The 12,702-nt window shown below is 68.6% G+C and carries 9 protein-coding genes; 8 read left to right on the top strand and 1 reads right to left on the bottom strand.

The features are described 5' to 3' along the window. Positions 1-193: 193 nt before the first annotated feature. From infB to pnp, 6 genes are all read left to right on the top strand, one after another. On the top strand, positions 194-2,812 hold the full coding sequence (gene infB / locus BMZ45_RS13685) for a translation initiation factor IF-2 (RefSeq protein WP_091637088.1): 2,619 nt from the start codon (positions 194-196) through the stop codon (positions 2,810-2,812). Between the two features lie 5 nt (positions 2,813-2,817). Next, positions 2,818-3,189: a 30S ribosome-binding factor RbfA gene (gene rbfA / locus BMZ45_RS13680; RefSeq protein ID WP_091637087.1), complete on the top strand. Its 372-nt coding sequence runs from the start codon at positions 2,818-2,820 to the stop codon at positions 3,187-3,189. A 222-nt stretch (positions 3,190-3,411) separates the two neighbouring features. Further along, entirely contained in the window at positions 3,412-4,389 is a 978-nt protein-coding gene (gene truB, locus BMZ45_RS13675) for a tRNA pseudouridine(55) synthase TruB (RefSeq protein ID WP_091637086.1), read from the top strand. Positions 4,390-4,434: 45 nt separating this feature from the next. Beyond that, positions 4,435-5,202 carry a hypothetical protein gene (locus tag BMZ45_RS13670; RefSeq protein ID WP_091637085.1) on the top strand — a complete coding sequence of 256 codons (768 nt, stop codon included), beginning with the start codon at positions 4,435-4,437 and terminating at the stop codon, positions 5,200-5,202. Positions 5,203-5,461: 259 nt separating this feature from the next. Next, positions 5,462-5,722: a 30S ribosomal protein S15 gene (rpsO, locus tag BMZ45_RS13665; protein ID WP_091637084.1), complete on the top strand. Its 261-nt coding sequence runs from the start codon at positions 5,462-5,464 to the stop codon at positions 5,720-5,722. Positions 5,723-6,000: 278 nt separating this feature from the next. After that, a complete protein-coding gene (gene pnp, locus BMZ45_RS13660; RefSeq protein WP_091637083.1) occupies positions 6,001-8,109 on the top strand; it encodes a polyribonucleotide nucleotidyltransferase in 2,109 nt (702 codons plus the stop codon). A gap of 79 nt (positions 8,110-8,188) precedes the next feature. Here pnp and BMZ45_RS13655 read toward each other — a convergent pair whose 3' ends face one another. Then, on the bottom strand, positions 8,189-8,845 hold the full coding sequence (locus tag BMZ45_RS13655; RefSeq protein WP_091637082.1) for an SH3 domain-containing protein: 657 nt from the start codon (positions 8,843-8,845) through the stop codon (positions 8,189-8,191). A 305-nt stretch (positions 8,846-9,150) separates the two neighbouring features. Here BMZ45_RS13655 and BMZ45_RS21695 point away from each other — a divergent pair, with 305 nt between their 5' ends. Continuing rightward, complete coding sequence (locus BMZ45_RS21695) at positions 9,151-10,218, top strand: DUF5671 domain-containing protein (protein WP_175489064.1); 1,068 nt, start codon at positions 9,151-9,153, stop codon at positions 10,216-10,218. Between the two features lie 498 nt (positions 10,219-10,716). Beyond that, positions 10,717-12,693, top strand: coding sequence for a TonB-dependent receptor family protein (locus tag BMZ45_RS13645; protein ID WP_175489063.1), 1,977 nt, complete (start codon positions 10,717-10,719; stop codon positions 12,691-12,693). Positions 12,694-12,702: the final 9 nt, after the last annotated feature.

The raw sequence follows: 12,702 nt of genomic DNA, 5'->3' as shown, positions 1-12,702 counted from the left end.
CCTGGCGGGCGTCTTCCGGCACCCCGGATCGCGGCTGCCGCCCCGATCCGGCTTCGCTGGACCGGGCATGGGCCCGGTCCGCGGGCAGGCCATCCGGGCCTGCGCGATGCCGAGGTGTTAGGCGTTGCGCGGGGCTAGAATGGCGCCATCACGCGCGGGATGCGTCCCGCGCCACGAAGGAAACGGACACCGAATGTCGCAGCAAACCACCATCCGCAAGCTGGCCGAACTGGTGAACACGCCGGTCGAGAAGTTGCTGGAGCAGCTGGCCGAGGCCGGCATGAGCTTCAGCGGCCCCGACCAGGTCGTGACCAGCATCGAGAAAGTAAAGCTGCTCGGCTTCCTGAAGCGCTCCCACGGCAAGGTCGACAAGCCGGTCGAAGAGGGCGAGGCAGCGAAGAAGATCACGCTCAATCGCAGCCGCAAGCAGGAACTCACCGTCGGTGGCGGCAAGAACCGCACCACCGTCGACGTGGTCGTGCGCAAGAAGGTCACCCTGGTCAAGCCGAACGAGGCCCAGGGCGACCCGACCGACGAGCGCGCCGAGATCCTGCGCAAGCTCGAAGAGTCCAAGCAGCGCAATCTCGCCGAGCAGCAGAAGCTGGCCGAGGTCGACAAGCGTCGCGCCGAAGCCGCCGACGCCGCGCGCCGCGAAGCCGAAGAGGCTGCGCGCGCCAAGGCCGAGGAAGAGCAGAAGGCCAAGCTGGCCGACGTCAGCGCGGTCGTGCCGGCCGAGGACGACGAAGCGCCGGTGCGCAAGCCGCCGACCACCCACGGCCACGGCCATCCGAAGCCGGCGCCCGCGCGTCCGGAGCCGGCCCGCGTGGACGACCGCAACAACCCGCGCCACAAGACCCGCGGCTCGCATGCGATGGTCGCCGGCGTCGAGGACGACGATGCCGCCAACCGCTTCGCCGGTCAGCTGCACCTGAGCGCCTCCGACCGCGCCCGTCGCACCAGCAGCACGCGCGGCAAGTCCAAGCCGCGCCGTCAGGCCGAGCAGAGCCGCTCCGGCGGCGGCGCCCATGGCTTCTCCCGTCCGACCGCGCCGATCGTGCGCGAAGTCGCAATCGGCGAGACCATCACGGTCGCCGATCTGGCCCAGAAGCTGGCCCTCAAGGGCGGCGACGTGGTCAAGGCGCTGTTCAAGATGGGCGTCATGGCGACCATCAACCAGAGCATCGACCACGACACCGCGGCGCTGGTGACCGAGGAACTCGGCCACACCGTGATCAAGGCCAACGGCAACGACGCCGAAGACGCGCTGATCGCACACGTCGAAGAGCAGCAGGGCGACCGCGTCGCGCGTCCGCCGGTGGTCACCATCATGGGTCACGTCGACCATGGCAAGACCTCGCTGCTGGACTACATCCGCCGCACCAAGGTCGCCTCGGGCGAAGCCGGCGGCATCACCCAGCACATCGGCGCGTACCACGTCGAAACCGACCGCGGCGTGATCAGCTTCCTCGACACCCCGGGCCACGCCGCCTTCACCTCGATGCGTGCGCGCGGCGCCAAGCTGACCGACATCGTGGTGCTGGTGGTCGCGGCCGACGACGGCGTCAAGCCGCAGACCCGCGAGGCCGTGCAACACGCCAAGGCGGCCGGCGTGCCGCTGATCGTGGCGATCAACAAGGTCGACAAATCCGACTCCGATCCGTTGCGGGTCAAGAACGAACTGCTGGCCGAACAGGTCGTGGCCGAAGAGTTCGGCGGCGAGACCCAGATGGTCGAGCTGTCGGCCAAGACCGGTCAGGGCGTGGACAACCTGCTCGACGCGATTTCGCTGCAGGCCGAAGTGCTGGAGCTGTCGGCGGTGCCGGTCGGCCGCGCCACCGGTACGGTCATCGAATCGGCGCTCGACAAGGGCCGCGGTCCGGTCGCCACCGTGCTGGTCCAGCAGGGCCAGCTTAAGAAGGGCGACTACCTGGTCTGCGGCGTGCAGTACGGCCGCGTGCGCGCGCTGTTCGACGAGAACGGCAAGCAGGTGGAGTTCGCCGGTCCGTCGATTCCGGTGCAGGTGCTGGGCCTGTCGGGCGTGCCCGACGCCGGCGACGATTTCGTGGTGGTCGAGGACGAGCGTCTGGCCAAGGACGTCGCTCAGCAGCGCGACACCAAGCGCCGCGAATCGCGCCTGGTCGCCGCCGCCGGCAACCGCATGGAAGACATCATGGCCCAGATGGGCAAGGGCGAGGGCCAGCTGAGCCTCAACCTGGTCATCAAGGCCGACGTGCAGGGTTCGGTCGAGGCGCTGCGCCAGTCGCTGATGGCGCTGTCCAACGATCAGATCCGCATCAACGTGATCAGCTCCGGCGTGGGCGGCATCACCGAGTCCGACGCCAATGCCGCGGCCACCGCCAAGGCCACCGTGATCGGCTTCAACGTCCGTGCCGACGCCTCCGCGCGTCGCATCATCGAGGGCAACGGCGTCGATCTGCGTTACTTCTCGATCATCTATGACGTGATCGATCAGGTGAAGCAGGTGGCTTCGGGCATCCTCGGCGTCGAGATCCGCGAAGAGATCATCGGCATCGCCGAAGTGCGCGACGTGTTCCGCAGCTCCAAGTTCGGCGCGGTCGCCGGCTGCATGGTGGTCGAGGGCGTGGTCAAGCGCTCCAAGCCGATCCGCGTGCTGCGCGACAATGCCGTGGTCTTCGAGGGCGAGCTGGAATCGCTGCGCCGCTTCAAGGAGAACGTCGACGAAGTGCGTAACGGCACCGAGTGCGGCATCGGCGTGAAGGCGTACAACGACGTCAAGCCGGGCGACCAGATCGAGTGCTTCGAGCGTATCGAAGTGCAGCGCACGCTGTAATCGAAATGGCGCAGAAGACGTTTTATCGCAGTGATCGCGTATCCGCCCAGCTCCGTCGCGAGCTGGGCCGGATCGTGCACGAGGCCGTGCGCGAGCACGCCTTGCCGTCGGTCAGCGTGTCCGATGTCGAGGTCACGCGCGACCTGGCCCATGCCAAGGTGTTCGTGACCGCCTTGCAGGCCGAGCGTTCCAAGGAAGCGGTCAAGGCGCTGAAGCTGCTCTCGCCGCAGCTGCGTTTCCAGCTCGGCAAGGCGATGAAGCTGCGGCACGTGCCGGAGCTGCATTTCCACTACGACGACTCGGTCGATCGCGGCGAACGCATCGACAACCTGCTGCGCGATCTGCCGCCGCAGGAGCCGGAGTCCGAACAGGACTGAGTTCCTCTCGTACGACCTCGCGCCGCGCCCGCTTCCTGTGGGAGCGGCGTGAGCCGCGATCGGTGCTCAAACGGTTACCCACTGGCTATGCGGTCGCGGATTCGCGATCGCGGCTCATGCCGCTTCCACAGCAGGGCGGTAGGCGATCCCTCCCCATTCCGTCGCGCCCCAGTACCCGCCAGCCGGGCTGGTGCCGGCCGTTATCGCTCCTACAATGCCCGCATGAGCAAGAAGCCTCGCACCGTGTTCCGGCCCCTAGACGGGCTGCTGCTGCTCGACAAGCCGCCGGGCCTGAGCTCGAACCAGGCCCTGCAGCAGGTGCGTCATCTGTTCCGCGCCGACAAGGCTGGCCACACCGGCAGCCTGGATCCGCTGGCGACCGGGCTGCTGCCGCTGTGCTTCGGCGAGGCGACCAAGATCGCCGGCCTGCTGCTGGGGGCGCGCAAGGCCTACGAAACCGAAGCCGTGCTCGGCGCGGTCACCGACACCGACGACGCCGATGGCGCGACCCTGCTGGAACGCCCGGTGCCGGCGCTGGACGAGGCCACGATCGAGGCGGCCCTGGCGCCCCTGCGCGGCGAGATCCGCCAGCGCGCGCCGATCTATTCCGCGCTTAAGCAGGGCGGCGAACCGTTGTACGCCAAGGCCCGCCGCGGCGAAGCCATCGAGGCACCCGAACGCGACGTCAGCGTGCATGCGCTGCGCGTGATCGAGCGCGAGGGCGCGCGTCTGCGCCTGCACGTGGAATGCGGTTCGGGCACCTATGTGCGCAGCCTGGTGCGCGATCTCGGCGAAACCCTCGGCTGCGGCGCGCACGTGGCCACGCTGCGCCGGCTCTGGGTCGAGCCCTTCGCCCAGCCGCGCATGATCACCCTGGACGAGTTGCGCGCCTTGGCCGAGCAGGGCGAAGCGGCGCTGGACGCCTGCCTGCTGCCGATCGAGGCCGGCCTGGTCGGGTTCGAGCGCGTGCAACTGGACGCACAGGCCCAGCGCCGGATCGGCTACGGCCAGCCGGTGGACTGCGCCGAAGGCGAGCCGGGCCTGGTCGCGGTGTTCGGCGAGGACGGCCGCTGCCTGGGCCTGGGTCAGCGCGACGCCGGCCGCCTGCAACCGCAGCGGCTGTTCCGCTGGGCGGTCTTGAGCGGCAGCCCAGGCGCGGCTACCGTCGTCCAGGAGCGGGAATCCGATACGGACGCTTGAGGGCCGCCGGCGTTCGACGCGTCCAGGGACACTAGGGGAGTGGTGATGAAGCGCATGAACCTGAGGCTGGCGACCGCATTGGCCGCCGCCGTGATGCCCCTCTTGGCGGCCGCGGCCCCTCCGGGCAAGGCCCTGGCGAGCGTCGATACCAGCCGCCCGCAGCCGGTGATCGAAGCCTCGGCCGAGTGCAGCCGCCGCCAGGACTGGCTGTGCCTGGCCCGCTTGATGGACCCGGTCGCGCTCAAGGACCTGCGCGAACTGCTGGGCGAGAGGATCTCCGGCGCCACGCCCGATCCGCGCTTTACGGCCATGTTCGACGGCAAAACCCCCGAGCAGATCAAGCGCCTGGACGACAGCGAGTTCTTCGCGGCATTCATGGCCGGCACGCTGCGCAGTGTGGGCGGGGTCAGTATCGAGAGCCTGCAGGTGGTCGGCGGCATTCCCGAGGGCGAGGACCAGTACCATGCGGTCACCCGCGCAGTCATGCGTTCCGGCCTGACCGACACGCCCATGACCATGATGGACATCGTCAGCCTGCGCCGCATCGACGGCCGCTGGCGTCTGCAACTCAAGGGCGACGTGCGCGCCATGATCGAGGGCCTGCGGCGCATGCGGGCGCAGGCCGGCACAGACGGAGGGCAGGGCGGGGGCGATGCCCAGGGAGCGCTGCGGCGTCCGCAGCTTCAGGCCCTCCAGCAGCGGCGGCTCGAGGCCCACGCCGAAGCCCAGCGCGCACGCGCGGCGCTGGAAGCGGCACGGCAGGCGAAGGATCGGGACGGGACCGAAACTGAACGCGACGCAGCCCGCGACTGAGGCCGGTCGGCGCGGCGGCGGCCAGTGCATGGCCTCTACCGTCCATCGGCCTTGAGGCCTATCGCGGGCGACGGTCGCGATTCAGGTCGCATTCGCCGCCGCGGGCTGCTACAATTCCGCCGCTTTTCAAGCACTTCGCTAGCACTCGCGCTTGAACGGCATCCCTACTCAATAGCAAACGGCGAGCCAGGCGGTGCGTCGGAGCGGCAAGGCCGCGACCGATTCGCTTCTGCAGGCCACGCATCGGAAGAGAACAATCATGTCGATCGACACCAGCAAGATCATTGAAGACAACAAGCGCGGCGCCAACGACACCGGTTCGCCGGAAGTCCAGGTCGCTCTGCTCACCGCTCGCATCGAGCAGCTCACCGGTCACTTCAAGCTGCACAAGCAGGACCACCACAGCCGGCGCGGCCTGCTGCAGATGGTCAACCGCCGCCGCAGCCTGCTCGACTACCTGAAGCGCAAAGACAACGAGCGTTACAAGGCCCTGATCGAAAAGCTCGGTCTGCGCCGCTAACCGATACCGACCGCGGCGCAGCGATGCGCCGCGGTTTCTTTTGCGGGACCGGAATCTTCGGAACCGCGCCCCGCGGCGATGCAGGATGCAGCGCCAGCCGATCGGCCCAGGACCGCTCCGGTCCAGTCCGCTTCGGCCCAGGTCCGGCAGTCCGGACCGCGTGACCGGCCAGGGCGGACGCCCGGGCCAGGGTGCACACCAAACCGCAGGCCGTTACGGCGGCCGACCGGGTGAGGCAAGGGCCTCGACCGGAACGTATCGAACCGAAGGAACCCAACGTGGCAAAAATTACCAAGACCTTCCAGTACGGCAACCACCAGGTGACGCTGGAAACCGGCGAGATCGCTCGTCAGGCCAGCGGCGCCGTGATCGTCAAGATGGACGACACCGTACTGCTGGTGACGGCCGTCGCCGCCAAGAGCGCGCGCGAGGGGCAGGATTTCTTCCCGCTCACCGTCGATTACCAGGAGAAGTTCTACGCCGGCGGCCGCATCCCGGGCGGCTTCTTCAAGCGTGAAGGCCGCGCGACCGAAAAGGAAACGCTGATCTCGCGCCTGATCGATCGCCCGATCCGCCCGCTGTTCCCCGAGGACTACAAGAACGAAGTCCAGATCATCGCCACCGTGATGTCGATGAATCCGGAAGTCGACGGCGACATCCCGGCGCTGATCGGCGCCTCGGCCGCCATGGCGCTGGCCGGCACCCCGTTCCAGGGCCCGATCGGCGCGGCCAAGGTCGGTTACAAGAACGGCCAGTACCTGCTGAACCCGACCGTGAGCGAGCTGGCCGATTCCGAGCTGGAACTGGTCGTCGCCGGCACCTCCAACGCGGTGCTGATGGTCGAATCCGAAGCCAAGATGCTGTCCGAGGACGTCATGCTGGGCGCGGTGATGTTCGGCCATCGCGAAATGCAGAAGGTCATCAACATCATCAACGAGCTCGTCGTCGAAGCCGGCACCAAGGCCTCGACCTGGGAAGCTCCGGCCAAGAACGACGCTCTGATCGGCGCGCTCAAGGAAGCCGTGGGCGACCAGCTCGCCGCCGCCTTCCAGGTCCGCGACAAGCTGCAGCGCCGCGACGCCATCGGTGCGATCAAGAAGGACGTGATGCAGCGTCTGGCCGGCCGCGCCGAAGCCGACGGCTGGGCCACCGCCGAACTGTCGAAGGAATTCGGCGAGCTCGAGTACCAGACCATGCGCAACTCGGTGCTGAGCACCAAGGTCCGCATCGACGGCCGCGCGCTCGACACCGTGCGCCCGATCTCCTCGAAGGTCGGCGTGCTGCCGCGTACCCACGGCTCCTCGCTGTTCACCCGCGGCGAGACCCAGGCCATCGTGGTCGCCACCCTGGGCACCGCGCGCGACGGTCAGATCATCGACGCCGTCTCGGGCGAGTACAAGGAACACTTCCTGTTCCATTACAACTTCCCGCCCTTCTCGGTCGGCGAAGCCGGCCGCATGATGGGTCCGAAGCGCCGCGAAATCGGCCACGGCCGTCTGGCCAAGCGCGGCGTGCTCGCCGTGATGCCGACCATGGAAGAATTCCCGTACACCATTCGCGTGGTCTCGGAAATCACCGAGTCTAACGGCTCGTCCTCGATGGCTTCGGTCTGCGGCAGCTCGCTGGCGCTGATGGATGCCGGCGTGCCGATCAAGGCGCCGGTCGCGGGCATCGCGATGGGCCTGGTCAAGGAAGGCGATAACTTCGTCGTCCTGTCCGACATCCTGGGCGACGAGGATCACCTCGGCGACATGGACTTCAAGGTCGCCGGTACCAGCGAAGGCATCTCGGCCCTGCAGATGGACATCAAGATCCAGGGCATCACCGAAGAGATCATGCAGGTCGCGCTGGGCCAGGCCAAGGCCGGTCGTCTGCACATCCTGGGCGAGATGGCCAACGCCATCACCACCTCGCGTTCGGAGCTGTCCGAGTACGCGCCGCGTCTGCTGACCATGAAGATCCACCCGGACAAGATCCGCGAAGTGATCGGCAAGGGCGGCTCGACCATCCAGGCGATCACCAAGGAAACCGGCACCCAGATCGACATCCAAGACGACGGCACCATCGTCATCGCTTCGGTCAACGCCGCCGCCGCGCAGGCCGCCAAGGCGCGCATCGACCAGATCGTGTCCGACGTCGAGCCGGGCCGCATCTACGAAGGCAAGGTCGCCAAGATCATGGACTTCGGCGCCTTCGTGACGATCCTGCCGGGCAAGGACGGTCTGGTCCACGTGTCGCAGATCTCCAACGAACGCGTCGAGAAGGTCAGCGACAAGCTCAAGGAAGGCGACGTGGTCAAGGTCAAGGTGCTGGAAGTCGACAAGCAGGGCCGCATCCGCCTGTCGATGAAGGCCGTCGAGGAAGGCGAGGGCGTCGTGGCCGAGTAATCGCCGCGCACCACGCTGGACCGGAGAAAAGCGGGCTACGGCCCGCTTTTCTTTTGCGCGTTCGCTGTGTCGTGTTCGCTCAAGGCCTGGGAGCGTCGGCCGCTGCGTCCGCATCAGCGGCGGCATGATCCTCGCTGTCGTCGCCCAGCCGGCCATCGCAGGTGGTCTCGATCAGGCCGCACAAGCCGCGGAACCAGGCGCGCTGCGGCGACTTGCGGTCGCCGTAAGCGATCTGCGCCCACTCTCCCGAGCAGTCGCTGATGCCGATCGCGTCATCGAGGCGGATCCAGTCGTCGCTGCGGATCGCCACCGGGCTGGTCGGATCGGGCCGTTCGAAGCCGACCTCGGTCTGCAGGGCGTAACCGACCTTCTTGCCGCTGACCCAGCCGCTGATCGGGGAGGCCTGATGGGCACCGCTGTCGGGGTCCGGTATCGACACGTTCGCGATGCGCACCCAGCCGTTGCGCGCCTCGACGATGGTGAATCCTACCGGGAGATGTCCTTCCAACTCGTCATCGGGCCCGGGTGGCTTCCAGCCCGGCAAGGTCGCAAGAATGGGGGCGTCGATCGAGGGGCCTGAGCGGACATTGAGACCCTGGGGATCGGTGTCCTTGGAATACGCATCGAGCTCGCAAGCCGGCTTGCGAGCGCCGCCTGCGCCGGCATCGGGCGCCGCCGTGGCGACGCCCGCGAGCGCCAGCAGGATGGCCAGGGGGGCGATGTGCGAGAGGCTCATGCCGGTCTTCCTCCACTACCAGGGAATTGCGCGCCAGCGAAACTGAAACCGTCGAGCCGCTCCCGATTATGGGGCTGCGATTCGTACGGACTCAACGCGGACCGAGGCGACGCGATTTCGCGCTGTCTTCGTCTCTGGGCGAGGGCGGTGGATGGCCTGCGCCAGCATCGGGTCGAGGCCGGGTCCGGCGACCCGACGTAGCGCCGTCGGCGCCCGCCGGTAGCGTAATGCTCGACCCCGACGATCGCCGCCGGACGTCGCAGCGAGGCTGCTAGATTCGCCGCGTCCACTCAGGAGAACGGGGCATGGCGGCGGGAACCCAGGAACTCGAACTGTTCGTACGCGAAGCGTTGATGCGCGGCCAATCCAAGGAGGCGATCGCGCAGGCCCTGGGCCAGGCCGGTTGGACCGCCGAACAGACCCGCGGCGTGCTCGATGCCTATGCCGACGTGGGTTTCGTGGTGCCGGTGCCGAAGCCGCGCGCCTCGCTGTCAGCGCGCGAGGCCTTCCTCTATCTGGTGCTATTCGCGACCTTGTACTGCGTCGCCTTCAGCCTGGGCAGCCTGCTGTTCGATCTGATCAACCGGATGTGGCCGGACGCCGCCAACGGCTACGACGCCAGCGCCGCGGTGCTCGGGCCCAGCATGCGCTGGTCGGTCGCGGCCCTAACCATCGCCTTCCCGGTGTTCGCCTTCGTGTCCGCCTACCTCGCACGCGAGGTCGAGCGCTATCCGATCAAGCGTCTGTCGCCGGTACGCCGCTGGTTGACCTACCTGACCCTGTTCGTGGCGGCGTCGGTATTGATCGGCGACATGACCGTGCTGGTCTACAACCTGCTCGGCGGCGAGCTCAGCCTGCGCTTCGTGCTGAAGGTGGTGGTGGTGGCGACGATCGCCGGTACCGTCTTCGGCTACTACCTGCGCGATCTGCGCCGCGAAGAAGTCGAGGGCTCGGGCGGCAGACCGGTCGGGCGCGGCCTGCTGATCGCGACCGCGGTGGTGATCTTGGCGGCGTCGGCCGCGGCGATCGTGACCACCGGCGGCCCCGCGGTTCAGCGCGAACAGCGGCTGGACGCGCGCCGCGTGCAGGATCTGACCCGCATCACCTATGTGGTGAACAACTACGTGCGCCAGCACGAGCGTTTGCCGCCCGACCTCCAGACCTTGGCCGCCCAACCCGGCATGAACCTGTCGATCGTGGATCCTGTCGACGGTATGCCCTACGTCTATCGCGCGGGCGAAGACCTGGATTACCAGCTGTGCGCGCGCTTCGTCACCGACACGGCCAGCGACGAGGACAATTACGACAGCGATAGCGACTGGTTGCACGACGTGGGCGAGCATTGCTTCGAACGCGAGGCGGTGCGGCGCTGACGACGGGCGGTGGCTGCGCTGCGGGTTGTAGGGAGGGTTCCGCGCAAGGTGCGCGTGACAGCAACAATCCCCGGTCGTCCGCTACGTGGCCGCCTGCCCCTTTGGCAAAGGGGGCAGAAAGGGCATCGGCTTCTCCCTCTCCGACAGGGGCGAAGCCTAGCTGGCCATGCTTTGGCCTCCCCCTTTGAAAAAGGGGGATTGAGGGGGATTTGCTTTACAAGGCACCGCACAAACCAGCGCACCATCGGCCGCCGTGACTGAGACCGTCGTAGCGTGCCCGTCGCAGCGGCGATGGCATCATGAGCGCTGCTCTCCGAACTGAACTGCATGCCGCCCGTCGCGCCCTCCCGGTCTCGCCTATCGCCTTTGCAGCGCCGGCGCTTGTCCATGACCTGCGTCCTGGTCCTGGGTGCGCTGGCCGCTCCCGCCGCGGCACAACAAGCGGATGCGGATGCGCGAACTTTGGACACAGTCGAAGTCGTCGCGCCGCGACGTGCCTTGTCCACGTTCCCAGGCGCGGTCACTGCCATCGACGGCGACACCCTGCGCGCGGGCCAGCGCCAGGTGAACCTGTCCGAGGCCCTGGCGCGGGTGCCCGGCATCAGCGTGCTGGATCGCCAGAACTACGCCCAGGACCTGCAGATACAAAGCCGCGGCTTCGGCGCGCGGTCGACCTTCGGCATCCGTGGCATCCGCCTGGTCGTCGACGGCATTCCGGCCTCGGCCGCGGACGGGCAGGGGCAGGCGGCGAACTTTCCGCTGGATGCCTTGGACCGGATCGAAGTGCTGCGCGGCCCCCTGGCTCTGCAGTACGGCAACGCCGCCGGCGGCGCGATCGTGGCCGCGACCGATCTGGAGCGTCTGCGCGGCGCCAGCCTGCAGGCCTGGGGCGGCGATCACGGCAGCGCGCGTGCGAGCGCGGTCGCCGACGCGGCCAGCGACGACGGACGCTGGCGCGGCCGGGTCGGCGCCAGTTATTTCCAGACCGACGGCGAGCGCGCGCACGCGGCCGCGCAGCGCTCGCAGTTCGATGCCGTGGCCGAATGGGCGCCGCGCGAGGGCGAACGCGTTCGTCTGGTGCTGAACTCGCTGTCGCAGCCCGACACCCAGGACCCGCTGGGCCTGGACCGCGCCGGCCTGCGCGCCGACGCGCACGGTACCGACGCGGTCGCGTCGTTGTTCGATACCCGCAAGCGCATCGAGAACCATCAGGCCGGGCTGCGTTGGCAGCGCGATTACGCACCGGGGCGCGAGGTCTGGATCGGCGGCTACCGCATCGAGCGCGACGTGCTGCAGTACCTGGCCCTGCCGGTGGCGGCGCAGGCCGCGCTGGGCAGCGCCGGCGGCGTGATCGACCTGGGCCGCAGTTCGTTAGGCGTGGACGCCGGACATCGCTGGCGCGGTGCGCGCGGCGCGTTCGCGCTCGGTGTCGAGTGGGCGCGCCTGGACGAAGACCGGCGCGGCTACGAGAACTTCGTCGGCGACCGCCTGGGCGTGCGCGGCCGCCTGCGCCGCGACGAGCGCAACCGCATCTCAAGCCGCGAGGTATACGCGATCGGCGATTACGCGCCGGCGCAGGATTGGACCGTGCTGGCGGCGCTGCGGCATGCGCGCCTGGCGTTCCGCTCCAACGACCGCTACCTGGCGCCGGGCAACGGCGACGACAGCGGCGGTGCCGACTATCGCGAAAGTTCCGCCGCGCTGGGCGTGGCGCGCGCGTTCGGACGCGGCGAGGCTTTCGCCAGCGTCGGCCGCGGCTTCGAGACGCCGACCGCGACCGAACTGGCCTATCGCGCCGACGGCAGCGCCGGCTTCAATCGCGAATTGCGCGCGGCGCGCTACGACAGCGCCGAGCTCGGTCTGCGCTGGCGCTACGCCGGCGGCCGCGCCAGCCTGGCCGCGTATCGGGTCGAGGGCGAGCACGAGATCGTGCCCGCCGACAGCCGCGGTGGCCGCGCCAGTTTCGCCAACGCCGGGCGCACCCGCCGCGACGGCATCGAACTGGGCGTGGAGGGCGCCTGGGGCGCGCAGTGGCGTTACGCGCTGGCCGCGAACTGGATCGATGCGCGCTTCGAGCAGAGTTACAGCTATCGCGTGCAGGGCGCCACGCGCACGGTCGCCGCCGGCAATCGGGTGCCGGGCGTGCCGCGCGCCGACGGTTACGCCGAACTCGCCTGGCGCTCGCGCGACGGCGTCTTGAACGCGGCGCTGGAGGGGCGTTTCAGCGACCGCATCGCGGTCGACGACCGCAACACCGACCGCGTCGCCGGCAACGCGCGCTATGCGCTGCGTCTGGACTGGCGCCCGCGCAACATGCACGGCTGGCGCGCCTTCGCGCGCGTCGACAACCTGTTCGACCGCGATTACGTGGGCTCGGTGATCGTCAACGAAGGCAATGCGCGCTACTTCGAGCCCGGTGCGGGCCGCGGCTTCACCCTGGGCCTGGCCTGGGACGCGGTACCGCGCAGCGACTGAGCGCGCCGC

This window comes from Lysobacter sp. cf310, assembly GCF_900114355.1.
In the GTDB taxonomy this organism is placed as follows: domain Bacteria; phylum Pseudomonadota; class Gammaproteobacteria; order Xanthomonadales; family Xanthomonadaceae; genus Lysobacter.
Note: the sequence above shows the minus strand (reverse complement) of the source record. Positions and strands in the feature narration are given on the sequence as shown.